A 26,252-nucleotide genomic window follows, 5' to 3' on the forward strand; every position below is an offset into this window, starting at 1 on the left:
CGTCCGTCTTCTCGGTAGATCTTTGCGTGGTTTCCTGACCATCTGATTACCCTCCGCGCTAGGGTCGTCGCGTTCCGTATCGGCGACGTGAAGGCCCTCCCCCTGTGACCGACCGCGCATCCGCCACCCGAGTGATCTTCCTCGGGGGCCTCGGCCGTAGTGGCACGACTCTGCTGGAGCGGCTGCTCGCGGAGCTGCCCGACGTGGTGGCGCTCGGCGAGGTCGTCCACCTGTGGTCGAGGGGGGTGCTGGCCGGGGAGCCGTGCGGTTGCGGCGCGGTCTTCGCCGCCTGCGACTTCTGGCGGCAGGTGGGCAGGGCGGCGTTCGGCGGATGGCGGCCGTCGCTGGCCGAGCGCATGCTCACGTTGCGGCAGCGGGTCGACCGCACCCACCGGATGGGGCGCATCGCCCATCCCGACCTGGCCGAGTACGCGCGGGCCTACCGGAGGATCTACGAGGCGACCGGTGCGCCCGCCGTGATCGACTCCAGCAAGCACGCCTCGCTCGCCCACTGCCTGGTCGCGGCCGGGATGGACGTACGCGTCGTGCACGTCGTCCGGGACCCGCGGGCGGTGGCCCACTCCTGGCGCAGGATCGTCGAGCGGCCCGAGGACGGGCGTCCCATGACCCGCTGGGGGCCGCTGCGCACGGCACTCCACTGGACGGCCCAGAACGCCGGCCTTGAGCTCCTCGCCCGCCAGGGGGCTTTGGTGACCCGGGTGCGTTACGAGGACCTGGTCGCCGCCCCGGGGCCCACGCTGACCGCGCTGGCGGGCTTCCTCGGGCTCGACGTCCCCGGGCTGCCGTTCCTGGAGGGCACGACGGCGCGGCTCGGGCCCGCGCACACCGCGTCCGGCAACCCGATGCGCTTCCAGGTGGGCGGGGTTCGGCTGCGGTGCGACGACTCGTGGCGTTCGGGGCTGCCGGTCCGCGACCGGCGGCTGGTCACCGCGCTCACCTGGCCGCTGCGCGTCCGGTACGGCTACCGGGAGGTGGCCGCATGACGGTCCTGCCGCCCGTCCTGCCGTCCGTGGGCGTGGTGATCCCGACCTGCGGCGACCGGCCCGCGCTGCTGCGTGGGGCCGTGGCGGGCGTGCTGGCCCAGGACTATCCGGGGCGGCTCGCCGTGGTCGTGGTCGCCGACGGGGCGCCCGGTCGCCGCGATCCGCTGCCGGCGCTGGGCGTGCCCGTCCTGGCGAATAGCCGTACCCCTGGGCTTCCGGGGGCACGCAACACCGGCATCGCGGCGCTCGACACCGACCTCGTCGCCTTCTGTGACGACGACGACCTCTGGCTGCCGGGCAAGCTCGCCGCCCAGGCGCGGGCGCTGGCCGCCGCCGGTGGCGAGTTCGCGAGCTGCGCCATCGAGGTCGAGCACGGGCGGCGCCGGGTGACCAGGCTCGCGGGCACGGACACGGTCACCGTGGCCGATCTCGTACGGTCGCGCATGGTGATGGTCCACTCCTCGACGTTCCTGTTCCGCCGCGGGGCCCTGTGGGCCGACGAGAGCGCCCCCGGCGGCCAGAACGAGGACTGGGACCTGGCCCTGCGCGCGGCCCGGCGGCGGCCGATCACGCACGTCGACCGGCCGCTCGTCCGCGTGCGGTGGGGCGGCGCCTCCCACTACGCGGCCCGCTGGGCGGACCGGATCGCGGGGCTCGACTGGATGCTCGCCCGCCACCCCGAGCTGGCCGCCGACCGGCGCGGCGCGGCGCGCGTCTACGGCCAGCTCGCCTTCGCCCACGCGGCACTCGGACGGCGGCGCGCGGCGGTCCGCTGGGCGCTGCGGACGTTCGGGGCGCGGCCGGGTGAGCCGCGCGCCCCGATCGCGCTCGCCGTGGCCGCGGGGCTCGTCCCGGCCGCGACCGTGCTCGGGCTGCTGCACGGGCGGGGGCGCGGCATATGACCCCGCCGAGAACCCGCACCCCGGCCGTCCCCGCCCAACGCCCCCCGACCCCGAAACCCACCCCCACCCACCCCTCAGCCCCCGACCCGGCGGCGGCCAGGACCCACGCCCCCGAACCCGCGCGACCCCACGCCTCCGAAGCGGCGGCGGCCAGGACGCACGCCTCCGAAGCCGCGTCCGCGCGGAGCCGGGGGCCCGAGGCCGGTGTCGGCAGGGCCCGGCGTTCCGGTTCCGTGGTCACCCGGCCTTCCGGGGGCCCGGCCGGTCGCGGGGCGGCCGCTGTCAGGGAACGGGTGCAGGTCGGCGGGGTCGGCGTGGACGTCGTCTCCGAGGCCGACGTCGTGCGCTGGGTGGCCGCGGAGGCGGCGGCCGGCAGAGGCGGACGCATCGTGACGCCCAACGTCGACATCTGCCGGGCCGTCGCCCGCGACCCCGCCCTCCAGGAGCTCGTGCGCTCGGCCGACATCGTGGTGGCCGACGGGATGCCGCTGGTGTGGGCGGCCAGGCTGCTCGGCACCCCGCTGCCCGAGCGCGTCACCGGGGCCGACCTGATCTGGTCGCTCAGCGAGGTGGCCGCGGCCCGGAGCTGGCCGGTCTACCTGCTCGGCGGGCCGCCGGGGGTGGCCGAGCTGGCCGCCGACGAGCTCAGGAGCTGCCGTCCCGGGCTGAAGGTGGCGGGGGTGCACGCGCCGCCGTACCGCTTCGACGACACGGCCGAGGGGAGGGAGCGGGTGCGGCGCAGGGTGGTCGCGGCGCGTCCCCGCCTGGTGTTCGTCGGGTTGGGTTTCCCCCGGCAGGACCTGCTCATCGCGGAGCTGCGCGAGGAGCTGCCCGAGGCGTGGTTCGTGGGCTGCGGGGCGGCCATCGCCTTCGCCGCCGGGACGGTCCAGCGGGCGCCGCGCTGGATGCGCCGGGCCGGGCTGGAGTGGGCGTTCCGGCTGATGAGCGAGCCCGGACGGCTGGCGCGGCGCTACCTCGTGGACGACCTCCCCTTCGCGGTACGCCTGCTCGCCGGCTGCCTGCTGACCAGGCTCAGGCGGTGAGCGCCCGGACGCGGGCCGCCTCCTGCGCGGTGAGCCCCCGGGCCGCGGTGGCCACGGCGTGACGGGAGTCCATCGGGCGGAAGGCCGTACGCGACAGGCCCGACCAGGCGAAGGCCGCCGACCGGCGGGACGGCGTGGTGCAGGCCCGGACGATCCGGCGTTCGGCGGACGGCGTCCAGGGCAGCCCCGCGTGGGCGTACAGGGCCTTGAAGCCGGTGACCGGGTCTTCGGCCAGGGACTCGTACGAGGTGACCAGGACACCGGGCGTGGCGGCCAGCACCGACCGGGCGGCCCGCCACAGGGCGGCGGTCGTGGCCAGGTCGTCGGCGCAGCCGAGCAACGGACGCAGGTCCAGCAGCCCGGGATGGTCACGGACGAGGAGCGGCTGGCCCAGCAGGTCGCGGACGTCGAACCGCCAGCCGAGCCGCCGCCAGCTCGCCGCGAACGACACCGGATCGCGCACCAGGACGATCACCGCGCAGCCCAGCCGCCGGGCGAACCACCCGGCCGACAACACCGCGAACGGGTCGTCCAGCAGCGCCCGGCGCCCGGTCAGGCGGCCGAACGCGAACGCCGTGCCGTACCGCGCCAGGCGGGCCAGGTCGTAGGGGGAGTGGTTGGCGCGCAGCTCGGGCAGCCAGTGGTAGCGCAGGGCGACCGTGTCGCGGAAGGCGGGCAGGAAGTCGGCGGCGTTGTCGTCGCAGATGTACTGGAACCTGTGGGTGACCTCGGCCCGCAGCACGCCGGGGCAGCGGCCGGGCGGGTGCTGCGGGTTGAGCGGCTCGTTGACGTAGACCAGGCCGCCCCCGGCGGTGAGCATCTTGCCGGCCCAGCTCGTGCCGCTCCTCGGCAGGCCGGTGACCAGGACGGGCGCGTTCACGCGGCCGTCGCCCAGGTGCGCGGGCGCAGGGCGGGCAGGGTGTGGCGGCCGAACGGGCGCAGGCCGTAGCGGTGGTGGAGCTGCCACAAAGGGAGCAGGTTCTTCACGATCACCCCGCCCGACCAGCCGACGACCGCGCCGAACGCGCCGTGGGAGGGGATCAGGACCAGGTCGAGCGTGACCGTGCAGGTGATCGCGGCCAGGAGGTTGAGCAGGCTGGTCAGCGTGTGGCCGGCGGCGGTCAGGACGACGTCGACCATGCCACAGGCGGTCGCCACCAGCATCGTCCCGGCCAGGACGAGGGCGATGGGGGCGGCGGCGCCGTACGCGGGGCCGAAGACGCGCAGCAGCCACGGCGCGAGGACGGCGTAGCCCAGCCACACCGGCCAGGTCAGCAGCACCAGCCAGATCGTGGTGGCCTGGTACAGCTCGCGCGCCCGGCCCAGCTCGCCGTCGGCCAGCGCCCGGACCAGCCGCTCCTGTACGGCCTGCGCCAGCCCCTGGTTGGCGAGCTGCCCGACGACCCGGAACCGGGTGGCGGCCGTGTAGACGGCGGCCTGGGCCGGCCCGCCCAGCCAGGCGACGACCACGATGTCCAGCCGCTGGAACACGGCCTGGATGGCCCCGGCGACGGACCTCGGCGCGGTGTACCGCCACAGGTCGCGCCCGGTCCCCGGCAGGTACGGCGTGCGCGGCGCCCGTCCGCGCAGACCGGCGAGGGCCAGGACGAGCAGCGGCAGGAAGGGCAGCGCCCAGGCCGCCGGCAGCCATTGCGGCGCGTGCGCGAGAGCCGCCCAGGTGACGAGCACGAGCTGCGCGACGGGCAGCAGCACGCCGTCCAGCAAAACGGTGGGCCGCATCGAGCCGAACCCACGGGTGGCGGCCAGGGCGACGTCGCCGAGCACGATGACCGGCAGGGCCCAGGCCAGCAGCCCGATGCGCGGTTCCAGCAGCACGCCGGCCGCGCAGGCGGCGAGCGCGCACGGCACCAGGGCCGCCCGGAAATATCCAGAAATACCGCGATAGTCGTACGTCTTGGCTCGCGCGATGAAGTACACCAGCCCGTTGCCGGCGTCCAGCTTGGCGATGCCGGCCGCCATCAGGGCCAGGGCCGTCACGCTGAAGAACGCCCCGGCCTGCGCCGGGCTGAACGCCCTGGCCACCACCACGGCCACCAGGAACTGCGCCAGCGCGCTGACCCCGGCCCCGGTCAGCCCGGCGATCCCGCGCCGGACCATCACCGGCGCCACGACGGCTCACCGCCCAGCCAGCGCGTCAGCCGCGCGTCGTAGGGCTCGAAATGGTCCTTGAGCGCCTGCTCCAGCACGCGGGGCACCGGCCGGGGCAGCGGCCTGCCGTTGTGCCGCTCGAAGGCCGGATAGCCCAGGTGCGGCACCGTCAGGAACTCCAGGACGCGGTCGTAGGCGGTCTCGGGCTCGGCGAAGAACCGGTGGCTGTCGAGCACCAGGAGACGGTCGCGGCCGAAGAGCGGTTCGAGGCGGTCGAGCTGGTCGGCGTACCGGCCGCGGGCCACGTACGCGTGGTGGCGGTGGGAGTGGTGCTCGGCGAACGGCGAGACGCGCAGGCTCTCCTCCGCCCCGGCCAGCCGCTCGGCCTCCAGCTCAAGGGCGGACTCGAAGTGCGACTCGGACTCGAAGCCCCTGGCCAGCTCGTGGGCGTGGGCGGAGGAGGCCCGCGCGACCGGGTCGCGGACCAGGACGATCAGCTTGACCCCGGGCAGGTCGGCGGCGATCCGCTCGCCGGCCAGCGGATGGAACAGGTAGTAGGGGGACGACTCGAACGCGTGGGCCCGGCCGCCGTACCGGTGGGCGAGCAGCGCCGCGCCCGCCCGCAGCGGGAAGTGCGCCTGGTACCAGGCCATCGGCCGGTCGTAGCCGACGTCGAAGTAGTGGACGCCCTTGTGCAGGACGGGCTTGAGCAGCAGCGGGTGCTGGGCCAGCGCCCGGTAGAGCGAGGTCGTGCCGCACCGCTGCGCCCCCACGATGAGGAACGACGGCAACACCCGCGCGCTGGACGTGAACCGGCCCGCCAGGCGCGAGATGGACAGCACCGGCCGCTTCATCGTCCTCATGGCAGCAGCTCCTCGTGGTCGACGGCCGGGTTGAGCCAGGTCTCGGGCGGCCCGAGCGGGTGGTGGCCGTCGGAGGCGTGCCGGTCGGCCAGCGCGATGAGGTAGCGCAGCGCCGTGCGCTTGGCCTCCGCCGGCGACAGGCCGAGCGGGGCCAGCTCGCGGGCCGCCCTGGCCACGCAGGCGCGGGCGGCCGTGGGCGGGGCCATCCTGCGCAGCGCGCGCTGGAAGAAGTGGTGCACGGCGTCGAGGCCGTAGAGCACGCCGGTCTCGTACCGCTCCCAGTCCCAGACGAGCAGCCGGCCGTCGGCGGACGGGCAGATGTTCCACGGGGACAGGTCGCCGTGCCAGGCCGGCGAGGGGCCGCCGGTGGCGGCGATCTCCTTGACGGCGGCGTGCAGCAGGGACGGGGGCACCCGGCCGCGCCGTACGGGCAGCGGCGAGAGCGCCAGCACCGGCAGGCCGCGCCACTCGCCGTGGTGCAGCACGTCGGGCACGACGACGGTCTTCAGCGGCGCCCCGGCCAGGCCGCGCAGCGCGGCCGCCTCGCGGCCGACCAGCTCGCGGGCCAGCGGGCCGTCACCGACCTTCACGAACGCCAGCAGCCGCCCCCCGGTACGGGCCTCCAGCACGGGCTTGCGATTGGGCCGCAGCGCGGGACGCACGTGGAGCACGGTCTCCACGGGCGCGTCGAACACCTCGCCCAGGTAGGCCGCGATGGAGTCCTCGACCGGCACGGTGACCGCGCCCCCCACGTGCCACCAGCGCCGCGGGGCCAGCCGCCGGGGCAGCACCCGGTGCGGCAGCACCGAGTACGGCCGCGGCGACCCGGTGCCCGGATACAGCAGGCGCACGGTCTCGCGGAGGTATCCGAGCCGCGCGGAGGCGTCCTTCATGCGTTCCTCCACAGCAGGGCGAACGAGATGAGATAGAGGCTCAGCGGCGTCACCAGGCCGTCGTAGACGAACATGTAGAGCAGCACGAGACCCATCACCAGCACCCCGGCCAGCCCGATCGGGGAGCGGTCGGCCCAGTGGCGGCGGATGGCGCCGAGGAAGAAGGCCACGTAGAGGGCGGCCCCGGTGAAGCCCTGGGTGATCAGCAGCAGCCAGAGCTGCCCGTCGCTGCCGAGCGGCGGGTGCCCGCAGGCCGCGCACCACTGGGTCTTGCCGGTGGTGATCGAGCGGTGGTTGCCGAGCGAGTTGCGGGTGTTGCCGTAGCCGATGACCGGCGAGTGACGGGCCGCGGCCACCGTGGCGGTCATGGTGAAGGCCCTGACGTCGTTGGAGTGCGGTTTGTCCAGCCGTTGGGCGAACACCGAGGCCAGCGGGCTGAGCGCGAACACCACCAGCCCGGCGGCCACCGCCCCGCACAGCGCGACCCTGGTACGGCCCGCCACCCGCACGATCAGGTACGCCACCGCCAGCCCCAGCCCGATCCACAGGCCGCGGTTGAGCGAGTACACGACGGGGACCGCGGCCAGCGCGATCACCAGGACCGCCAGCACCCGGCGTCCCCGCCCGCCGTACGTCCACCACCCGACGACGAACCAGATCAGCAGCACCGACGCGTTGCTGCCCCACGCGTTGGCCCATTCGAAGGGCGCCTCCGGCCTGGGCGCGGAGTAGCCGAGCACCTTCTGGGTCTGGGCGGCCGTGGGATGGATGAGGTTCTGGACGAAGGAGTTCTCGCTGATCCAGCCGGGCAGCAGCATCTCCACCGGCGAGGTGAAGCCGAAGTGCGGGAAGACCATGCCGAGCAGGCCGCCGGCGACCGTCGTGAGGAACAGCACGCCGAGCCAGCGCACCAGGCGCAGTTGCGGCAGCTCGCGCTCGGTCAGGTTGCCCAGGTAGAGCACCATGACCAGGACGGACACGTACAGGGCCAGGCGCATGGCCCAGCCGATCAGGCGGCCGGAGCTGAACTCGCCGTACGTGCCGGGCGGCAGCTCGTCCAGCATCATCGCGCTCAGCAGGTAGCCGGCGAGCAGCAGCAGCCACAGGCCGAACCCGTGGGGCACCCGGACCGGCCGGCGCCGCCACAGGATCACCGCCATCGGCGCGGCCAGCACGATCACCGACAGGCCGCCGAACCCCAGCGCCCACCAGACCGGGTAGCCGAGCAGGAGCGCCGCGATCGGCCAGGCTGGTCCTGTCACGTCTGCTTGCGTTGCCGGTGGTGGAACGACGGCATGGGCGTGGTCTCGGCCGCCAGGCTCACCTCCAGCTCGCCGGTGGCGACGAGCTTGCCGAGCGAGGTGTGGGTACGCGGCTCCAGCAGCGGGACGAACTCCGGCACCGCGTCGGTGGCCGTCACCACGCCGACGATCGGCACGTCGTGCCGCTCCAGATGGCGGGCGGCCGCCGTCACCTCGGGCGCGCTGACCCGGCCCAGCCCGACCAGCAGCAGCGCCGCGTCGGCCCTGGCCAGGTCGCGGACGTCGGAGCCGTCGAGCACCGACAGCGGCGCGCTGATGGCCAGCGGCTCGGCCAGTGAGGAGGCGTAGAGGTCGGGGGGCAGCGACCGGACCAGCAGCCGTTGGCCCGGGCAGGCCGCGACCACGGCGCAGGCCAGCTCGTGCAGCACGCCGTGCTCGCGGGAGGCCGACAGGTCGGTCAGCACGGGCAGCCCGGTCAGCCGCTCGACGTCGGCGGCCGTGCGCAGCCGGGTGTCGAGCCGGTCGCGGATGTAGGCCGCCGCCGCGCCGAGCAGCAGGCCGGCCATCAGGCCGGTGCCGAGGAAGAGCGGCAGGCTGGGCGAGCTGGGCCGGGTCGGCGGCAGCGCCTCGCTGATGACCGAGCCGGGGGTCACCGCGATCGTGCGCAGCGCGTCGTACTTGAGCGTCAGGCTGGCGGCCTGCCGGTTGAGCACGCTCTGGCGCTGGGTGGCAATGGCGTGCTCGGCGCTGCCCTTGGGCAGCCGGCCGACCTCTTTGATAGCCGCGTCGAGGCCCGTGTCGACCTGCTTGAGCTTGGCCAGCACCGCCTGCTGCCGTTCGGCCATCGCGGCCTTCGCGCTCTCGCGCCTGTTGGCCAGGTACGCGTCGGCGTAGGCCCGGGACTGAGCGGCGGCGGCCACGGGGTCAGCGTCGGTCACGGAGATCCACAACACCGCGGAGTTGGGCGGCACGGAGACCTCGACCGGCCGGGGCGCCGTGATCCGCAGAGTCTGGGCGACCCGGGCCGAGACCACCGCCGACTGGGCGATCTGGGCCTCGGTGTCGAGGTTGAGCGGCTCCCGCTGCCGGTTGCTCACCTGGTTGCTCTGGTCCTGGCCGTCGACGGACGTGACCAGGACCTGGGTGATCGCGGTGTAGGCGGGCGGGGTGGCCCGCATCAGGGCGAGCCCGGCGGTGCCGCCGACCACCACGCAACCGACGAGGAGCAGCCAGCGCCTGCGCAGCAGCGAGAGGTGCTCGTCCAGGTCGGCGCCCGGCGGGCGGCGCGCCTGGAGATCCGGCGACGGGCTCATGAGGACGGTCTCCTGGAGGGGATGCGCGCTGTCGCGAGTGGGCAACGCTGCGTCACTTGCCGCAGTGTGCGCCCACTATAGGCCGGACGGATATTACCCAAGTCGAATACTGAAGATTTTTTCCGGTACGGCCGCCAAGATGCCCCTTTTTGAATGGATATTTCGCAAAAAGCTGGGTGGATGGACAGGTGCCTTGAGCTGGGCAGACGAGCACACTGGCTGAAGTTCGAGGAATGGCATGGCAAGGTTCAGGTTTGACAGGCGGGGTCCGTCGGCAAGGGGGTTGGAAGGCGTTGCAGATTCGGGGCTTTTCTCATTTCGCGACTTTCGCGACGAAAACCGCATTTATCTGCGCGGTGCTCGCCCTCCCGGCCGCCTGCTCGACGGCCGAGGGCGCGCCCGCCCGGGTCGACACCAGCACGGCCGAGCTGGCCGGCGCGCCCTCCTGCGCGGTCACCGCCAGGCTCATCCCCTCCTGCGGCGCCTGGTGGGGCGTGGCGCCCGAGGTCTTCACCGGCGCTCCCGTGGCCGAGGCGCTGCGCGGGGCCGAGTCCCGCATGGGCGCCGGCGCCGACGTGCTGCACGTCTACCATCGCGGCAGCGAGCTGTTCCCCACCTCGCAGGAGATCGGCCTGGCCCGCGACCCCGGCCGGCCCAGGCTGCTCATGATCAACTGGAAGCCGTCGTTCGACCGCACCTGGGCCGAGATCGCCGACGGCGCGCTCGACCGCCGCATCGACCGCCTGGCCGCCTACCTCAGGCGCACCTTCCCCGAACGTTTCTTCCTCACCCTCCACCACGAGCCGGAGAACGACGTGAACGCCCGCTCGGGGTCGGGCATGCAGGCCACCGACTACGCGGCGATGTACCGGCACGTCGTGCTCCGGCTGCGGGCGCAGGGGGTGAAGAACGCCGTGACGGTCATGACGTACATGGGGGCGCCCAACTGGGCGGCCAAGCCCTGGTTCGAGGACCTCTATCCGGGCGACGACGTGGTGGACTGGGTGGCCATGGACCCGTACGCCGACGACCGGGTGCACGACTTCGACGGGCTGGTGAACAAGACCCGCAAGGAGTACGGGCAGTGGCCGGGGTTCTACCGGTGGATGCAGGCCCGCTTCCCCGGCAAGCCGGTCATGGTGGCCGAGTGGGGGGTGTTCGAGCGGCCGGCCGACCGGGCCTTCAAACGGCGGTTCTTCGAGTCGGTGCTGAGACAGATCAAGCGGTATCCGCAGATCAAGGCGTTGCTGTACTTCGACTCGCCGCGGGCGCCGCGCGGCAACACGAGCTTCGACTCCGATCCGGGTGCGGCCCGCGCCTTCACCCACCTCGCCCGCGACCGCTACTTCCGCTCGACCCGCGTGCCGCGGCCCTGACGCCGTGCCTTCTAGCGCCGCGCCTCCAGGGGCCGCCCGACGGCCGCGTTCGCGTCGCCGCGCCGGGCGAGCAGGCCGCCGCGCAGCCGCCAGCCGGCGAACGTGACCGCGCAGGCGGCGACGAGGAGCCAGGCGGTGAGGGCGTTGCCGACGTCCAGGAGCTTGAGCGCGGAGGCCAGCAGCACGATCGCCAGCAGGGCCCTGATCAGGCCGCCCGGAGCGCGTGAGGAGATCCGCGCGCCGAGGTAGACGCCGGGGATCGAGCCGACGAGCAGCGAGAGCGTGAGCTCCAGCTTGAAGTCGCCGAACAGCAGGTGGCCGAGCGCGGCCGACGCGACCAGAGGCACGGCCTGCACGAGATCGGTGCCGACGAGCTGGTTGGCCTTGAGCGCCGGATAGAGCACGAGCAGGGCCACGATGATCAGCGAACCCGAACCCACGGACGAGATGCCCACCACGAGCCCGCCTACCGTACCGACCAGTAGGGTCGGAATTGGGCGCACGACGATGTCGTGGGCGCTCGACGAGCCGCCCCTCGCGCCGAGCCAGCCCTTGACCGCCATGCCCGCGACGGCCAGCAGCAGCGCCACGCCCAGCGCGTACTTGACCGCGTCGGTGACGGCGAACGCGCGGGCCAGGAACACCCCGCAGAACGCGGCCGGCACCGACCCCGCGCACAGCCAGCCCACCAGCCGCAGGTTGACCGTGCCGCGCCGCAGGTGGACGACGCTGCCGACCGGCTTCATCACCGCCGAGGCGACCAGGTCGCTGGAGACCGCGGCCAGCGGCGGGACGTTGAAGAACAACATCATCATCGGGGTCATCAGCGCCCCGCCGCCCATGCCGGTCAGACCGACGACGACGGCGACGACGAAGGACCCGGCTACCAGCGCGAAGTCGATCAACGTACCCATCCTCCGGACCGCAGCGCCCCCAGGACCTGGGAGACGGCCGCCTCGATCGAGATGTGCGTGGTGTCGATCACCAGGTCGGCGTCGTCCGGCTCCTCGTACGGGTCGGAGACGCCGGTGAACTCGGGGATCAGGCCGGCTCGGGCCTTGGCGTACAGGCCCTTGCGGTCGCGCCGCTCGCACTCCTCCAGCGGCGTGGCGACGTGCACGAGCAGGAAGTCGGCCCCGACGGACTCGACGCCCTCGCGCACCTCCTCGCGGGTGGCCGCGTAGGGGGCGATGGGGGCGCAGATCGCCAGGCCGCCGTGGCGGGCGGTCTCGGCGGCGACGAAGCCGATGCGCCGGATGTTCAGGTCGCGGTCGGCCTTGGAGAAGGTCAGGCCCTTGGACAGCAGGTGGCGCACGACGTCGCCGTCGAGGTAGGTGACCGTGCGGGTGCCGAGCTCCAGCAGCGCGTCGCGCAGGCCGCGGGCGATGGTGGACTTGCCCGAGCCGGACAGGCCGGTGAAGAAGACGACCAGGCCACGGCGGTGGGGCGGGCCGGGCAGTGTGACGGGCTCGGGGCCCGCGTAGTGCTCGGTCGCGCCGTAGGCGGTGGCGACGTGCTCGCGCAGTTCGAGGTCGATCTCCGGCTCCGCCCGCGGCGCCAGCGGGACGGGGACCACGAGGGTGCCCTCGGGCAGGCGTTCCCCGGCGCGGAGCGCGGCGCGGACGACCCCGGGGCCCGCCTCGCCGTACGCGAGGGGGAGCAGCACGATCACCGCGTCGAGCTCCTTGGCGGTGGCGGTGATCTCGGTGAGGTCGTCGAGCGGCCCGCGCATGGTGACGGCCAGCGCGGGCCGGCCGCCGAGCTCGGCCCTGACCTCGGCCGGAGTGCGGCGCAGCCGGGCGAACGGGCCGTGCTCGGGCGTGCCGAGCGCCTTGAGCGGGCCCGAGGTCAGGCCGTCGGCCTCGCGCGCGGCCACGGTGAGCACGGCCAGTGGCAGGCCCTCGGGGTCGAGCAGCCGCACCTCGTCGCCGGGCGAGACCTCGGCGGGAAGGTGGAGGGTGACGGGCGCGGGCCACGGAGTGCCGTCGGCGAGCGTGCCGCGCTCGTGCACGGCGTGCACGTCGTCGTGGCCCAGGAAGCCGGTCAGTGGCTCGAACGCCCCGGACAGCAGCAGCTCAAGGTCGGCCAGCTCGTGCGCGTCCGGGGTCCACTCCACGGTTTCCGACATCCCAACTATTCCGATTGAATTGGTAGGAAAGGAGTCTACTCACTCATGGGGCCGTGTCGCTAGAGCAGGCGGGCGAAGTGATGTTGCGGCTTCCTGATCACCATGGTGATCTCGTCGTGGGAGGCGGTGTAGCGCCCGCCGCTCAGCCGGTCGACCAGCCTGACGGCGGCGGAGCCGAGCCGGCCGGCGCGGGCCGGGCCGCTGATCCGGCGCTCGTCGTCGATGATCATCAGGCCGCGGCTGAGACAGAAGGCATGCATGCCGTCGCTGGAGGCCAGCGGCTCGTAGACGACGGGCAGCGGACCCGGCGTGCCGGGGGTGACGAGCGCGCGCCACAGCAGCCGACGCAGCCACGACGGCGTGAGCCGGTCGAGCACCCCGTAGGCCGACTTCCTGTCGCGCATGCGCAGCAGCACCAGGCCGCCCGGGCGCAGCGACTGGAGCAGGCGGTCGAACACCAGCTCGGCGTGCTGGACGCGTTCGAGCAGGAAGGACAGGTGGATCACGTCGTAGGCGCGGTGCTGGAGCGGCACGCAGCGCAGGTCGCCGAGCGACCAGGCCACCAGGTCGGCGCGCTCCTCCACGACGTCTCTGATGACCGGGTGGTCCTCGTCGGCGCCCGTGGCCCTGGCCTCCAGCGGTTCCACGTCGAGCGGCTCGTCGTGGGCGCACCCCGCGACGAGCAGGTCGAGCCGCCGGCTGAACCGCCCGGCCCAGTGCTCGCGGATCCGTTGACCGAAGATGTCGCCTCGCTGGGCGACTGATCGCACCTCAGACATGTCACCTACAGTAATCAATCGAGCGGTCTCGGTTACGCACTTCCCTGCTAGCGTCCTGCCCCGTGGACGAGCAGGTTTACGTGGGGAACGCCGACATCGACGCCGCGGGCGACCGCGGCTGGCTGCTCGGTCACTTCAAACCCCTCGGCGACCCACGGCACAGTGAAGAAGTCGAGATCAAGTGGGGTGTGCACCCGGCGGGCGACGAGCGTGCCCAGTGGGTCAGGGGTGAGCAGCGCACCGCCCTGCTCGTCCTGATCAGCGGCCGGTTCCGGGTGGAGCTGCCGGGGCGCAGCGTGCTGCTGGCCGAGCGCGGCGACTATGTGGTGTGGGGCAAGGGCGTGGACCACTCGTGGGTCGCCGAGGAGGAGTCGGTGGTGCTCACCGTACGCTGGCCGTCGGTCCCCGGTTACCGGGTGCCGCACCCCGAGTAGGCTGGGTGGAGACCCCCGCGACCTTACCCGGCCGGGGGTAGTTGTGTTGCCGTCGTGGGGCTGTGGGCGTATCTGATGAGTCTTTCCGGACTGCTTGACCTTGTTGCCCTGGGGGCCGGGGCCGACCCGAAGCTGACCGCCGCGCTCGAAGAGGGCGGCGACGTCTCACTGATCGCGCCCTCGGCGCTGCGGCCGTTCGGCGTGGCCGCGCTGGCCGCGCACGATCAGCGCACCGTGCTGGCCGTCACCGCCACCGGGCGTGAGGCCGAAGACCTCGCGGCGGCGCTGACCAGCCTCGTCGAACCCAGCTCGGTCGCGGTGTTCCCGGCCTGGGAGACGCTGCCGCACGAGCGGCTCTCGCCGCGCAGCGACACCGTGGGCCAGCGCCTGGCCGTGCTGCGCAGGCTGGCGCACCCGGTCAAGGGCGACACCGCCGCCGGCCCGCTCGGCGTGGTGGTCGCCCCGGTCAGGGCGCTGCTCCAGCCGATCGTCAAGGGGCTCGGCGACCTGGAGCCCATCAGGCTGAGGGCGGGCGACGACGCCGACCTCGACGCGGTGGTCGAGCGGCTGGTCACCAACGGTTACCACCGGGTCGACATGGTGGAGAAGCGCGGCGAGGTGGCCGTGCGCGGCGGGCTGCTCGACGTGTTCCCGCCCACCGAGGAGCATCCGCTGCGGCTGGAGTTCTGGGGCGACACCGTCGAGGAGATCCGCTGGTTCAAGGTGGCCGACCAGCGCTCGCTGGAGGCGGCCGAGGACGGCCTGTTCGCGCCGCCGTGCCGCGAGCTGCTGCTGACCGGCGAGGTCAGGGCGCGGGCGCGGGAGCTGGCCCAGGAGCACCCGGCGCTCGCCGAGGTGCTCGACCAGCTCGCCGAGGGCCTGCCGGTCGAGGGCATGGAGGCGTTCGCGCCCGTGCTGGCGGGGGAGATGGACCTGCTGCTCGACCACCTGCCGATCAGGTCGGCGGTGTTCGTGTGCGACCCCGAGCGCATCAGGGGCCGGGCCGAAGAGCTCGTACGCACCTCGCAGGAGTTCCTGGAGGCGTCCTGGATCAACGCGGCGGCCGGCGGCGAGGCGCCGATCGACCTGGGCGCGGCGGCCTTCCGCACGCTGGAGGACATCCGCGGCCACGCCGACTCGCTGGGCCAGCCGTGGTGGACGATGGCGCCCTTCGGCAACGGCGTCGAGCTCGACGCGCAGGACTCCGAGGCGTACCGGGGCGACACCGCCAAGGCGCTGGGCGACATCAAGGGCTGGCTGGCCGAGGACAAGGCGGTCGTGCTGCTCAGCGAGGGCCACGGGCCGGCCGAGCGCATGGTCGAGCTGCTCAAGGGCGTCGACGTGCCCGCCAGGCTCCAGCGTTACCTGGACAAGGCGCCCGAGCCCAAGGTCGTGCACGTCTCGACCGGCCTGATCGAGCACGGGTTCATCACGCCGCGCCTGGCCGTGCTCACCCACCTCGACCTGGTGGGCCAGAAGGCGTCCACCAAGGACATGCGCCGGCTGCCCTCGCGCCGCCGCAACATGGTCGACCCGCTCCAGCTCAAGGTCGGCGACCACGTCGTGCACGAGCAGCACGGCGTCGGCCGCTACGTCGAGATGGTCCAGCGCACGGTCCAGGGCGCGACCCGCGAGTACCTGGTCATCGAGTACGCCAAGGGCGACCGTCTCTACGTGCCCACCGACCAGCTCGACGAGGTCACCCGCTACGTCGGCGGCGAGGCGCCCACGCTCAACCGCATGGGCGGCGCCGACTGGGCCAAGGCCAAGTCCAGGGCCAAGAAGGCGGTCAAGGAGATCGCCGGCGAGCTGATCAGGCTCTACTCGGCCCGCATGGCCTCGCCGGGCCACGCCTTCGGCGCCGACACGCCGTGGCAGCGCGAGATGGAGGACGCCTTCCCCTACGCCGAGACCGGCGACCAGCTCGAAGCCATCGACGAGGTCAAGCGCGACATGGAGCGCGGCGTCCCGATGGACCGGCTGATCTGCGGCGACGTCGGCTACGGCAAGACCGAGATCGCGGTGCGGGCGGCGTTCAAGGCCGTCCAGGACGGCAAGCAGGTGGCCGTGCTGGTGCCGACCACGCTGCTGGTGCAGCAGCACCTGTCCACCTTCACCGAGCGCTTCTCCAGCTTCCCCATCGCGATCAGGCCGATCTCGCGCTTCCAGAGCGACGGCGAGGTCAAGGGCACGATGGAGGGGCTCAGGTCGGGCGCGGTCGACGTCGTCATCGGCACCCACCGGCTGCTCAGCCCGGAGGTCAGGTTCAAGGACCTCGGGCTGATCATCATCGACGAGGAGCAGCGGTTCGGCGTCGAGCACAAGGAGGCCATGAAGCACCTGCGCACGCAGGTCGACGTGCTGGCCATGTCGGCCACGCCGATCCCGCGCACGCTGGAGATGGGCCTGACCGGCATCCGCGAGATGTCCACGATCCTCACCCCGCCTGAGGAGCGGCATCCGATCCTCACGTTCGTGGGGCCGTACGAGGAGAAGCAGATCGGGGCGGCGATCCGGCGCGAGCTGATGCGCGACGGCCAGATCTTCTTCGTGCACAACCGGGTGGCCTCCATCAACCGGGTGGCGGCGCGGCTGCGCGAGCTGGTCCCCGAGGCGCGCATCGCGGTGGCCCACGGCCAGATGAACGAGCACCAGCTCGAAAAGATCATGGTCGGCTTCTGGGAACGCGAGTACGACCTGCTCGTCTCCACCACGATCGTCGAGTCCGGCCTCGACGTGCCCAACGCCAACACGCTCATCGTCGACCGGGCCGACAACTACGGCCTGTCGCAGCTCCACCAGCTCAGGGGCCGGGTCGGCCGAGGCAGGGAACGCGGTTACGCCTACTTCCTCTACCCGCCCGAGAAGCCGCTGACCGAGACCGCCCACGAGCGCCTGGCCACCATCTCCCAGCACACCGAGATGGGCGCGGGCATGTACGTCGCGATGAAGGACCTGGAGATCCGCGGCGCGGGCAACGTGCTGGGCGCCGAGCAGTCGGGCTTCATCGCGGGCGTCGGCTTCGACCTCTACGTGCGCCTGATGTCCGAGGCCGTGCAGGAGCAGAAGGCCAAGCTGTCCGGGGCCGAGGTCCAGGAGGAGCAGCCGGACGTCAAGGTCGAACTGCCCATCAACGCCCACATCCCGCACGACTACGTCACCTCCGAGCGGCTGCGGCTGGAGGCGTACAAGCGGATCGCGGCCATCGTCGCGCCGATCCACATCGACGAGGTGCGCGAGGAGCTCACCGACCGCTACGGCAAGCCGCCGGTGGAGGTGGAGAACCTGCTGGAGGTGGCCCGCTTCCGGATCAGGGCGCGGGCGGCCGGGCTCACGGACGTCACGCTGCAGGGGCAGAACATCAAGTTCGGCCCGGCGCGGCTGCGGGAGTCGCAGCAGGTCAGGCTCGACCGGCTGTACAAGAAGGCCATCTACAAGCAGGCGGCCGAGACCCTGCTCGTGCCGGTTCCCAAGACCAAGCCCCTGGGCGGGCAGCCGTTGCGCGACCTCGATCTGCTCAAATGGTGCGGCGACCTGGTCGAGGCGATGTTTCTTGAGCCCGCGCGGGTAAGCTAAGCGCGGTTTTTGTTCGGAAAGGGACGCATGTGAAGTCGATTCGAGTGGCTGTGGCCGCCGGCGCGGTAGGACTCGCCGCGCTGACCGCCTGCTCTTCGCCCATGGAGGCCGGAGCAGCGGCCGTGGTCGGGAGCGAGCGCATCTCGGCCCGCGACCTGACCAGGAACGTTCAGGAGTACGAGACCGCGCTCAAGCGCGCCAACGTCTCGGCCGAGCAGCTCGGGGTGCCCGTCACCCAGTTCGTGCTCTACCGGATGGCGAACGAGGCCGCGTTCAGGCAGCTCGCGGCCAAGCACAACGTGCAGGTCAGCGAGGGCGAGATCGACGCCGCGCTCAAGGACCCGGGCCAGTACCAGTCGCCCGAGATCAACCTCATCGCCAGGGGCGTCAGCCCGGCCGACGCGCGCGGCTACCTGCGTGCGGAGCTGGGCGCGGTCAAGGTGCGCAACCAGCTCGGCAACGCCCAGGACCCGGCGGCCCAGGAGAAGTTCGTCAAGGAGCTGACGAGCATCAAGCCGATCTACAGCCCGCGTTACGGCGAGTTCACCCAGCAGGGCTTCGTCGACCCGGGCCGGTTCGGCAAGTCCTCCCAGCAGGCGCAGCAGCAGCCGCAGCAGGGCTAGCCCGATGCCGCTGATCGTCGTCACCACCTCGCCCAGGGTCGCGCCGGGCCTGCTGAGCGACCAGGCCTGGCAGGCGCTGCGCTCGGGGCCCGTCCTGACCGGCTCCGACGCCCACCCGCAGCTTCCCTATCTGGCCGCCGCCGGGGTCGAGGCGGAGGTCGTCGTGCCCGACGCGGTCGCGCTGTCCAGGCGGGCGGTGCGCGAGCGGGTGGTCTGGCTCGCCGGTGACGACGAGGACTTCATGCGCGCGATCGGGCGCGCGGCCATCGCGCTCGACGAGCCGCCGCTCATCGAGGTCGTGCCCGGTTCGTACGACCTGCCCGGCTCGCGGGTGCTCGACCTGGTCGCGGTGATGGACCGGCTGCGCACCGAGTGCCCGTGGGACCGCAAGCAGACGCACGAGTCGCTGGTGCCGTACCTGCTGGAGGAGGCGTACGAGGTCCTGGAGACGATCGAGCAGGGCGACCACGCGGCGCTCCGCGAGGAGCTCGGCGACCTGCTGCTCCAGGTGGTCTTCCACGCCCGCGTGGCCGAGACGTTCGACATGGACGACGTGGCCGCCGGCATCGTCGAGAAGCTCGTCCGGCGGCACCCGCACGTGTTCGGGTCGGTGCGGGCGGAGAGCGCCGACCAGGTCAGCGACAACTGGGAGGCGATCAAGGCGGCCGAGCGGGCGGCCAAGGGCGAGGAGTCGTCGTCGGTGCTCGACGGCGTCCCCATGGGTCAGCCCGCGCTCGCGCTGGCCGCCCAGCTGCTGCGCCGGGCCGAGCGGGCCGGCGCGCCCGACGCGCTGGCGGCCGCGATCGGCCAGGGCGTGGCGCGGGAGCTGTTCGACCTCGTACGCCGGGCGCAGGAGGCCGGGCTGGACCCCGAGGCCGAGCTGCGGGCCGCGGCCCGCGCCTACCGCGACCGCGTACGCGCGTGGGAGTCGAACGCCTGACCGCCCTGGTTGTCGGAACAAGTCGCCAAATGCCAGGATCCTGAGGGGCTTGAACCGGCGAGCCGAGGGGGACTGGTGGTGGAGCTGAGGCCGCTGCGCTCGGGGGAGCCGCGGGAGGTGGCGGGCTACCGCCTGCTCGGCCGGCTGGGCGACGGCGGGCAGGGGTCGGTGTTCCTGGGCCGCGACGCCGACGGCGGACACGCGGCCGTCAAGGTCCTGCATCCGCGGCTGCTGGGCGACGAGCGGGCCACCCGCCGGTTCCTGCGCGAGAGCGTGACCGCGGCCAAGGTGGCGGGGTCGCGTACGGCCCGGATCTACGGCAGCGGGCTGGCCGAGGGGCGGCCGTACATCGTCAGCGAGTTCATCGACGGGCCGTCCCTGCACGACCTGGTCTTCGACGGCGGCCCCCTGACCGGCGCGGAGCTGGAACGGCTGGCGGTCGGCACGATCACGGCGCTGACCGCCGTCCACGGGGCGGGCATCGTCCACCGCGACCTCAAGCCGAGCAACGTGCTGATGGGCCAGGACGGCCCCCGCGTGATCGACTTCGGCATCGCCAGGGACATGGACCTCTCCACCACCGCGAGCAGCGTCGTCGGCACGCCCGGGTACATGTCGCCGGAGCAGATCGCGGGGGAAAGCGCGACGTCCGCGTCCGACGTCTTCAGCTGGGCGTCCACCGTCGGGTTCGCCGCCACCGGGCAGCCGCTGTTCGGCCGGGACTCGATCCCCGCCGTCATGAACCGCATCCTGCACGCCGAGCCCGACCTGCGCGAGGTGCCCGAGCCGCTGCGGGGCGTGCTGCGCGCGTGCCTGGCCAAGGAGGCGGGGGCGCGGCCGTCGGCCGACGACGTGCTGGCGTGGTTGGTGGGGCGTACGGCTGCGGCGCCGCGCGGCCACGCCCCCAGGAGGGCGCCGCATGAGCCGCGGGGTGCGCGGGCGGCGGCTTCCGAGGCGCGGCAGGGGATGCGGTGGGCGGCGGCCGGGGTGGGCGTGCTCGTCGTCCTGGGCGTGGGGGCCGGCATGTTCTGGCGGAACGCCGGTCTTCCCGCCGTCGAAGGGCAGAACGGGGCGTCTGCGGCGTTCGGGGTCGAGCTCGGTCCCGAGTTCGGGCCCGCGTCCGGGGCGGACGTCGCGGCGATGGCCATCGGGCACCACAAGGGCGCGCCCGTCGTCGCCTACGCCGAGAGGTCCGGCAAGTCGATCGAGGTGTGGGACCCGCGCGTCGGCGAGCCGCTGGACCGGCTCTCGGACGCGGGCCCCACGCCGGTGCGCTCCCTCGTGCTGATCCCCGTGGGCGGCAGGCAGACCGCCGTCTGGACGGGCACGGACGGAATCGTGCGGCGCTGGCGCATCGGCGACGCCCGCCCCGGCGTGTGGCACCAGGTGTGCCGGTCGGAGGCCCGGCTGGCGTCCGGTCAGTGGCGCAAGCAGCCCGCGGTGGTGATCGGCTGCCCCGACGGCCAGGTCGTGACGCTCGACCTGACCTCCAACCGCATCGTCGCCAGCGACCGCCTCGCGACCGGCCCGGTCACCGCTCTGGCCTGGGACGAGTCCACCGGCAAGGCCCTCGTCGGCACCGGCCGGGGCCTGGTCGGGGCGCCCGCCGGGCTGCTCGGCAAGGGCGAGGTGCGTTCGGTCGCCGCGTTGGGCGACGGCCGGGCCGCCGTCACCACGGGCGGCTCGACCGCCGTGTACGACCTGGACAGCGGCGCCTTCGAGCGCGGCTTCAGCACGGGCGCGGCGGACGTCGGCGTCACGGCCGCGGGCGGGCGCCGGATGATCGCCGGCGGCGGCGACGGGGTGACCGTGTGGAACGCCGACCGCGGCGAGCGGCTGGGCGACCTGGCGCCGGGCCGGAAGGTCACCGGGCTGGCGGTGGGCGACGGGCTGCTGGTCGTCGCGACGGGCAGCCGCCTCCAGGCCTGGAGCCTGTCCTCGACCGGCTGACCCACGACGGGCCCGCGCCCGGGGCCAAGACCGGCTGACCCGCGACGGACCGCCCGGTCCGCGCCCCGGGCTCAGGCCGGCTGACCCGCGACGGGCCCGAGCTCGCGTTCCGGCGGCCGGGCCGTGGGGGTGACCGTGCCGTACCGGTGCACCGGGGTACCGATAGGCTCTGATGGCATATTGCCTTTCGCTTAAGGAGCGCTACCCGTGGCTACCATCGAGGTCGTTTACGCTCGCGAGATCCTCGACTCCCGGGGCAACCCCACGGTCGAGGTCGAGGTCGTGCTCGACGACGGCAGCAGCGGCCGGGCCGCCGTGCCGAGCGGGGCGTCCACCGGCCAGTTCGAGGCGGTCGAGCTGCGTGACGGCGGCAAGCGCTACGGCGGCAAGGGCGTGGAGAAGGCCGTGCTCGCGGTGACCGACGAGATCTTCGAGGAGATCAACGGGGTCGAGGCCGAGGACCAGCGCATCATCGACCAGATCATGATCGACCTCGACCGCACGCCCAACAAGGCCAAGCTGGGCGCCAACGCCATCCTGGGCGTCTCGCTCGCCGTCGCCAAGGCCGCGGCCGACAGCGCCGACCTGCCCCTGTTCCGCTACGTCGGCGGCCCCAACGCCCACGTGCTGCCCGTCCCGATGATGAACATCCTCAACGGTGGCGCGCACGCCGACACCAACGTCGACATCCAGGAGTTCATGATCGCGCCGATCGGCGCGGAGACGTTCCGCGAGGCCGTGCGCATGGGCACCGAGGTCTACCACGCGCTCAAGGGCGTGCTGAAGGAGAAGGGCTACGCGACGGGCCTGGGCGACGAGGGCGGCTTCGCCCCCAACCTGCCCTCCAACCGCGACGCCCTCGACCTGATCCTGGTCGCGATCGAGCGGGCCGGCTACGTGCCGGGCGAAGACGTGGCGCTGGCCCTCGACGTGGCCGCCTCCGAGTTCCACAAGGACGGCGTCTACACGATCGACGGCAAGGGCGTCTCGGCGCAGGAGCTCATCGCCTTCTACGAGGACCTGGTCGCCAACTACCCGCTCGTGTCCATCGAGGACCCCCTCGACGAGGACGACTGGTCGGGCTGGAAGGCCATCACCGAGGCCCTCGGCGACAAGGTCCAGCTCGTCGGCGACGACCTGTTCGTCACCAACCCCGAGCGGCTGGCGCGCGGCATCGACGAGGGCACCGCCAACGCCCTGCTGGTCAAGGTCAACCAGATCGGCACGCTGTCGGAGACCCTCGACGCCGTCGACCTGGCCCACCGCAACGGCTACCGGTGCATGATGAGCCACCGTTCCGGCGAGACCGAGGACACGACGATCGCCGACCTGGCGGTGGCGGTCAACTGCGGCCAGATCAAGACCGGCGCCCCGGCGCGGTCCGACCGTGTGGCCAAGTACAACCAGTTGCTGCGCATCGAGGAGCTTCTCGACGATGCCGCCCGCTACGCGGGTCGCGCGGCTTTTCCGCGGTTCCGACGCTAGTTTCGACTGACGGCTCGCGGCCGGGGAAGGTCTGACGGCCGCGAGCCGTACGTCGAAGGGGGTGTGCAGCATTGGCGAAGAGGCCGCAGCTGACCGGGCGGGCCGCCATCCTCGCGGTCGTGGTGTGCGCGATCGCGATGAGCCTGGCCTACCCTGTGCGCGAGTACATCAGCCTGCGCCGCAGCATCGCCGAGCTGCAGGCGGAGAAGGCCAGGGTCGAGGCCGAGCGGCAGACTCTGCTGGCGCGCGACAGACAGAGCGACGATCCCAACTGGATCAAACGCACCGCCAAGGAGCGGCTGCACTTCTGCGGCCCCGGCGAGAAGTGCTACGTGGTGATGGAGCCCGACCAGGGCAAGGAGCAGACGGCCGTGAAGCAGCCCGTCGAGGTGCCCCCGTGGTACCAGACGCTGTGGGAGTCGGTGGAGGCGGCCGACAAGGGCACGGGCCGCAGAGCGGTGGAGAGCAGCAGTGGAAAGTGACGACGTCGAGGCGGTCCAGCGGCAGCTCGGCCGTCCGCCCAGAGGTCTGCGCGAGGTGGCCCATCGCTGCCCGTGCGGCAACCCCGACGTGGTGGAGACCGCGCCGCGGCTGCCCGACGGGTCGCCGTTCCCGACCCTGTACTACCTGACCTGCCCCAAGGCCGCCTCGGCCATCGGCACGCTCGAAGGCTCGGGCCTGATGCGCGAGATGCAGGCCAGGCTGGCGACCGACCCCGACCTGGCGGCCGCCTACCAGGCGGCCCACGACGACTACGTCGCCAGGCGCGACAAGGCGGCCCACGACGAGGGCATGGAGCCGCTGCCCCGCGACATGCAGAGCACCGGCGGCATGCCGCTGCGGGTGAAGTGCCTGCACGCCCTGGTCGCGCACGAGCTGGCGGTGCCGGGGAGCAACCCGTTCGGCAGGGAGGCGCTCGACGCGCTCCCCGACTGGTGGAGTGACGGACCATGCGTGTAGCGGCCATCGACTGCGGCACCAACTCGGTGCGCCTGCTCATCGCCGACGTCCGCGACGACGTGCTGCACGACGTCGAGCGGCGGATGGAGATCGTCCGCCTGGGGCAGGGCGTCGACCGCACCGGCATGCTGGCGCCCGACGCGCTGGAGCGCACGTTCAAGGCGATGCGTTCCTACCGCGAGCTGATCGACCGGCACGGCGCGGTCGCGACCAGGGTGGTGGCCACGAGCGCGACCCGCGACGCCGGCAACCGGCAGGAGTTCGTCGACGGCGTCCGCGAGATCTTCGGCGTGGCGCCCGAGGTGGCGACGGGGGCGGAGGAGGCCGAGTTGTCGTTCACGGGGGCGACCAGGGGCCTGCTGCGCATCTCGCCGGAGACCGAGCTGCCGCAGGGCCCGCTGCCCCCGTACCTGGTGGTGGACATCGGCGGCGGTTCCACGGAGTTCGTGGTCGGCTCCGAGCACGCCGAGGCCGCGCTGTCGGTGGACATCGGCTGCGTGCGCCTGACCGAACGCCACCTGCGCGACGCCGGCGACCCGCCGCCGGCCCCGGCGCTGGAGGCCGTCGTCGCCGACATCGAGGCGGCCCTCGACCGGGTCGCGGAGGCGGTGCCCGTCGAGCGGGCGCACACGCTGGTCGGTCTGGCCGGGTCGGTGACCACGATCGCGGGCATCGCGCTCGACCTGCCGGCCTACGACTCCGCGCGCATCCATCACTCCAGGATCTCCGCCGAACAGGTGCACGAGGTGACGCGGCGGCTGCTCGCGATGACCCATGGTGATCGCGCCCGGGTTCCGGTGATGCATCCCGGACGTGTTGACGTGATTGGTGCCGGTGCCCTTATTCTTGACCGGATCGTGCGTCGTTTCGCGTTTTCGCAGGTCGTCGTCAGCGAACACGACATTCTGGACGGAATCGCCTGGTCTCTCGCCGGCTAGACCACCAAATCCGGACATTTCCGATCTATCTCGCGTGTTGAGTGTGCAATCACTATTGTGATTAGGTAAAGGCGCAAAACGGGGGCTTTGCCATTTTGCTGTGCACGGAAGGTGCCGGCGTGGCGACCGTTCCCGAGCGCGTCTTTTCCCTCACGGAATGGAGCACTCTCACATGATGTCTGTTGGGTTGGCACGTAAGGCGGCGGCGTTCGGCGCCTCCGCCGCCGTGCTGGCCGCCATGGCGGCGGGCCTGGTAGCCAGTCCCGCGCAGGCGGCGACCTCGTCCGCGGCCGGCAAGGCAACCACGGCCACCGCGGCCAAGTCCGCCAAGGTGTCGGTCACGGCGCCGAAGGCGTCCGACCAGGACTACCAGGGTTCCTGCCCGGTCAAGGTCAACTTCTCGGCCAAGATCAAGGTCCCGGTCAAGGGCAAGACCGAGCTCGCCTACCGTTGGCTCCACGGTGACGGGTCCAAGGGCAAGGTCCAGGTTGTCAAGCTCAAGGGCCACGGCACCAAGTCGGTCACCGTCAAGGAGTCGGTGACCTTCAAGGGTGAGGTCAAGGGCTGGGAGGCCGTCCAGGTCCTCGGTCCGAAGAAGGTCACGTCCAAGAAGGGCTACTTCTCGGTCTCGTGTGTCGACCTCGGTGATGTCCGTACGGACAAGGACGTGTCGGTTTCGGCGCGTGCCTGGGCGAACCCCTCGTCCTACGAGGGCGTCTGCACCCCTGGTGACAAGATCGACTTCACCGGTCTGATCAGCGTCAACCACCCGAGCTGGGTCCGCTACCGCTGGATCCTGAACGGCGAGGTCGTCGACTACGGCAAGGTCAGGGTCTCGAGCAAGCGCAAGGTCGGCTTCGGCATCTCCCCGCGTCACAGCCAGCGTGGCTGGGCGCAGCTTGAGATCGTCGGCCCCGACAGCGCCCGCTCCAACCGCGCCTACTACAAGGTGTGGTGCAAGGACTCGACCCCCGCTCCCGCTGCGAAGGTGTCGGCCACCGACCTGGTGACGGCCACCAACAACAACGGCTGCAAGGTCGGCGCGCACGCCAACGTCAACGCGACCGGCGCCGCGCGCGTCCAGTGGACCTGGGCCCTCAACGGCGAGTCCGTCGCCAAGGGCGAGAGCTACTTCTCGGCCGGCGGCTCGAAGACCGTCGAGCTCCCCGAGCGGGCGCTGACCGGCGAGGCCGCCAAGGGTGGCAAGATCACCCTGACGGTCACCGGCCCGAACAACAACGACTCGATCACGCAGTCGTACGCGGCGTGCGAGGCTCCCAAGCCCACCGCGTCCGTGTCGGCCGTGTCGGTCACCGGTAACCGCAACGACATGTGCGCGGACAACCGTGGTCCCGGCGTGGACTTCTCGGCCACCCTGCACAGCACCGGCCCCACCACCGTCAAGTACTACTGGGTGGTCAACGGCGTCAAGGACGTCAACGTCCTGGAGCGTCAGGTCAACGGCGACGTCGCCGTGACCTGGGGTGTCGGTGGCACGCACAACAGCAAGGAGACGAAGGGCACCATCGAGCTCGTCGTCGTCAGCCCGAACGCCGCCTCGTCGGGTGTCGCCAACTACTCGGCGACCTGCCCGAAGGTCGACGCCTAAGCTGATCATGTGACCGGGCGGCACCCTCAGGGGAGCCGCCCGGTTCTCTTGTTGCCACTACTGCG

22 protein-coding genes and 1 pseudogene are annotated in these 26,252 nt (G+C 72.5%); 14 read left to right on the top strand and 9 right to left on the bottom strand.

Annotation, left to right across the window (positions count from 1 at the left end):
- Nucleotides 1-104 precede the first annotated feature (104 nt).
- The 3 genes from ACWCSU_RS44050 to ACWCSU_RS44060 are packed head-to-tail and all read left to right on the top strand — an operon-like array spanning nt 105 to nt 2,949.
- Nucleotides 105-1,004 (top strand): sulfotransferase, encoded by a 900-nt coding sequence (locus tag ACWCSU_RS44050; protein WP_449942463.1) that lies wholly within the window; start codon nt 105-107, stop codon nt 1,002-1,004.
- Nucleotides 1,001-1,906 carry a glycosyltransferase family 2 protein gene (locus ACWCSU_RS44055; protein WP_449942464.1) on the top strand — a complete coding sequence of 302 codons (906 nt, stop codon included), beginning with the start codon at nt 1,001-1,003 and terminating at the stop codon, nt 1,904-1,906. The genes ACWCSU_RS44050 and ACWCSU_RS44055 overlap by 4 nt, the downstream gene beginning before the upstream one ends.
- Nucleotides 1,903-2,949 (top strand): WecB/TagA/CpsF family glycosyltransferase, encoded by a 1,047-nt coding sequence (locus ACWCSU_RS44060; protein WP_449942465.1) that lies wholly within the window; start codon nt 1,903-1,905, stop codon nt 2,947-2,949. The genes ACWCSU_RS44055 and ACWCSU_RS44060 overlap by 4 nt, the downstream gene beginning before the upstream one ends.
- Here the strand turns inward: ACWCSU_RS44060 and ACWCSU_RS44065 are convergent.
- From ACWCSU_RS44065 to ACWCSU_RS44090, 6 genes are read right to left on the bottom strand one after another with little or no spacing between them, the layout of a single operon-like run.
- Complete coding sequence (locus ACWCSU_RS44065) at nt 2,939-3,829, bottom strand: sulfotransferase (protein WP_449942466.1); 891 nt, start codon at nt 3,827-3,829, stop codon at nt 2,939-2,941. The two genes, ACWCSU_RS44060 and ACWCSU_RS44065, sit on opposite strands and share 11 nt — an antisense overlap.
- The gene (locus ACWCSU_RS44070) at nt 3,826-5,079 is read right to left on the bottom strand and encodes a lipopolysaccharide biosynthesis protein (protein ID WP_449942467.1); all 1,254 of its coding nucleotides are present in this window, start codon (nt 5,077-5,079) and stop codon (nt 3,826-3,828) included. Before ACWCSU_RS44070 ends, ACWCSU_RS44065 begins: the two co-directional genes overlap by 4 nt.
- Nucleotides 5,067-5,921, bottom strand: coding sequence for a sulfotransferase domain-containing protein (locus ACWCSU_RS44075; protein WP_449942468.1), 855 nt, complete (start codon nt 5,919-5,921; stop codon nt 5,067-5,069). The genes ACWCSU_RS44070 and ACWCSU_RS44075 overlap by 13 nt, the downstream gene beginning before the upstream one ends.
- A complete protein-coding gene (locus ACWCSU_RS44080; RefSeq protein WP_449942469.1) occupies nt 5,918-6,814 on the bottom strand; it encodes a hypothetical protein in 897 nt (298 codons plus the stop codon). Before ACWCSU_RS44080 ends, ACWCSU_RS44075 begins: the two co-directional genes overlap by 4 nt.
- Nucleotides 6,811-8,076: a hypothetical protein gene (locus tag ACWCSU_RS44085; protein ID WP_357708857.1), complete on the bottom strand. Its 1,266-nt coding sequence runs from the start codon at nt 8,074-8,076 to the stop codon at nt 6,811-6,813. The genes ACWCSU_RS44080 and ACWCSU_RS44085 overlap by 4 nt, the downstream gene beginning before the upstream one ends.
- The gene (locus tag ACWCSU_RS44090; RefSeq protein WP_449942470.1) at nt 8,073-9,389 is read right to left on the bottom strand and encodes a Wzz/FepE/Etk N-terminal domain-containing protein; all 1,317 of its coding nucleotides are present in this window, start codon (nt 9,387-9,389) and stop codon (nt 8,073-8,075) included. Before ACWCSU_RS44090 ends, ACWCSU_RS44085 begins: the two co-directional genes overlap by 4 nt.
- Before the next feature lie 356 nt (nt 9,390-9,745).
- Here ACWCSU_RS44090 and ACWCSU_RS44095 point away from each other — a divergent pair, with 356 nt between their 5' ends.
- On the top strand, nt 9,746-10,765 hold the full coding sequence (locus ACWCSU_RS44095) for a glycoside hydrolase family 26 protein (RefSeq protein ID WP_449942471.1): 1,020 nt from the start codon (nt 9,746-9,748) through the stop codon (nt 10,763-10,765).
- Between the two features lie 11 nt (nt 10,766-10,776).
- Here the strand turns inward: ACWCSU_RS44095 and ACWCSU_RS44100 are convergent, their stop codons facing one another.
- From ACWCSU_RS44100 to ACWCSU_RS44110, 3 genes are read right to left on the bottom strand one after another with little or no spacing between them, the layout of a single operon-like run.
- A complete protein-coding gene (locus tag ACWCSU_RS44100; protein ID WP_364097644.1) occupies nt 10,777-11,679 on the bottom strand; it encodes a sulfite exporter TauE/SafE family protein in 903 nt (300 codons plus the stop codon).
- Complete coding sequence (gene cysC, locus ACWCSU_RS44105; protein ID WP_357708848.1) at nt 11,667-12,893, bottom strand: adenylyl-sulfate kinase; 1,227 nt, start codon at nt 12,891-12,893, stop codon at nt 11,667-11,669. The genes ACWCSU_RS44100 and cysC overlap by 13 nt, the downstream gene beginning before the upstream one ends.
- Nucleotides 12,894-12,952: 59 nt before the next feature.
- Nucleotides 12,953-13,672, bottom strand: a complete 720-nt coding sequence (locus ACWCSU_RS44110; protein WP_357708846.1) for a methyltransferase domain-containing protein — start codon at nt 13,670-13,672, stop codon at nt 12,953-12,955.
- Between the two features lie 62 nt (nt 13,673-13,734).
- Between ACWCSU_RS44110 and ACWCSU_RS44115 the strand changes: the two genes are divergently transcribed.
- The 10 genes and pseudogenes from ACWCSU_RS44115 to ACWCSU_RS44160 all read left to right on the top strand — a co-directional run bounded on the left by ACWCSU_RS44115 (nt 13,735) and on the right by ACWCSU_RS44160 (nt 26,187).
- Nucleotides 13,735-14,106: a cupin domain-containing protein gene (locus tag ACWCSU_RS44115; protein ID WP_357708844.1), complete on the top strand. Its 372-nt coding sequence runs from the start codon at nt 13,735-13,737 to the stop codon at nt 14,104-14,106.
- Nucleotides 14,107-14,181: 75 nt separating this feature from the next.
- Entirely contained in the window at nt 14,182-17,682 is a 3,501-nt protein-coding gene (gene mfd / locus ACWCSU_RS44120; protein ID WP_449942472.1) for a transcription-repair coupling factor, read from the top strand.
- 23 nt (nt 17,683-17,705) lie between these two features.
- Nucleotides 17,706-18,305: pseudogene (locus tag ACWCSU_RS44125) on the top strand (SurA N-terminal domain-containing protein); the annotation flags it as partial.
- 4 nt (nt 18,306-18,309) lie between these two features.
- Entirely contained in the window at nt 18,310-19,245 is a 936-nt protein-coding gene (locus ACWCSU_RS44130) for a MazG family protein (protein WP_364097636.1), read from the top strand.
- A 75-nt stretch (nt 19,246-19,320) separates the two neighbouring features.
- Nucleotides 19,321-21,195, top strand: a complete 1,875-nt coding sequence (locus ACWCSU_RS44135) for a WD40 repeat domain-containing serine/threonine protein kinase (RefSeq protein WP_449942473.1) — start codon at nt 19,321-19,323, stop codon at nt 21,193-21,195.
- Between the two features lie 207 nt (nt 21,196-21,402).
- The gene (gene eno / locus ACWCSU_RS44140) at nt 21,403-22,680 is read left to right on the top strand and encodes a phosphopyruvate hydratase (protein ID WP_357708834.1); all 1,278 of its coding nucleotides are present in this window, start codon (nt 21,403-21,405) and stop codon (nt 22,678-22,680) included.
- A gap of 71 nt (nt 22,681-22,751) precedes the next feature.
- Entirely contained in the window at nt 22,752-23,162 is a 411-nt protein-coding gene (locus tag ACWCSU_RS44145) for an FtsB family cell division protein (RefSeq protein ID WP_357708832.1), read from the top strand.
- The gene (locus tag ACWCSU_RS44150; protein WP_364097629.1) at nt 23,152-23,640 is read left to right on the top strand and encodes a DUF501 domain-containing protein; all 489 of its coding nucleotides are present in this window, start codon (nt 23,152-23,154) and stop codon (nt 23,638-23,640) included. The genes ACWCSU_RS44145 and ACWCSU_RS44150 overlap by 11 nt, the downstream gene beginning before the upstream one ends.
- The gene (locus ACWCSU_RS44155; protein ID WP_357708828.1) at nt 23,631-24,578 is read left to right on the top strand and encodes a Ppx/GppA phosphatase family protein; all 948 of its coding nucleotides are present in this window, start codon (nt 23,631-23,633) and stop codon (nt 24,576-24,578) included. Before ACWCSU_RS44150 ends, ACWCSU_RS44155 begins: the two co-directional genes overlap by 10 nt.
- Before the next feature lie 187 nt (nt 24,579-24,765).
- Nucleotides 24,766-26,187 (top strand): hypothetical protein, encoded by a 1,422-nt coding sequence (locus tag ACWCSU_RS44160; RefSeq protein WP_357708825.1) that lies wholly within the window; start codon nt 24,766-24,768, stop codon nt 26,185-26,187.
- Nucleotides 26,188-26,252 lie beyond the last annotated feature (65 nt).

The organism is Nonomuraea sp. NPDC001699 (assembly GCF_053596455.1).

Coding starts and splice junctions, on each gene's coding strand:
- ACWCSU_RS44055 (WP_449942464.1), top strand. CDS start 1,001: ATGACGGTCCTGCCGCCCGTCCTGCCGTCCGTGGGCGTGGTGATCCCG.
- ACWCSU_RS44060 (WP_449942465.1), top strand. CDS start 1,903: ATGACCCCGCCGAGAACCCGCACCCCGGCCGTCCCCGCCCAACGCCCC.
- ACWCSU_RS44075 (WP_449942468.1), bottom strand. CDS start 5,921: ATGAGGACGATGAAGCGGCCGGTGCTGTCCATCTCGCGCCTGGCGGGC.
- ACWCSU_RS44080 (WP_449942469.1), bottom strand. CDS start 6,814: ATGAAGGACGCCTCCGCGCGGCTCGGATACCTCCGCGAGACCGTGCGC.
- ACWCSU_RS44090 (WP_449942470.1), bottom strand. CDS start 9,389: ATGAGCCCGTCGCCGGATCTCCAGGCGCGCCGCCCGCCGGGCGCCGAC.
- ACWCSU_RS44100 (WP_364097644.1), bottom strand. CDS start 11,679: ATGGGTACGTTGATCGACTTCGCGCTGGTAGCCGGGTCCTTCGTCGTC.
- cysC (WP_357708848.1), bottom strand. CDS start 12,893: ATGTCGGAAACCGTGGAGTGGACCCCGGACGCGCACGAGCTGGCCGAC.
- ACWCSU_RS44110 (WP_357708846.1), bottom strand. CDS start 13,672: ATGTCTGAGGTGCGATCAGTCGCCCAGCGAGGCGACATCTTCGGTCAA.
- mfd (WP_449942472.1), top strand. CDS start 14,182: ATGAGTCTTTCCGGACTGCTTGACCTTGTTGCCCTGGGGGCCGGGGCC.
- ACWCSU_RS44130 (WP_364097636.1), top strand. CDS start 18,310: ATGCCGCTGATCGTCGTCACCACCTCGCCCAGGGTCGCGCCGGGCCTG.
- ACWCSU_RS44155 (WP_357708828.1), top strand. CDS start 23,631: ATGCGTGTAGCGGCCATCGACTGCGGCACCAACTCGGTGCGCCTGCTC.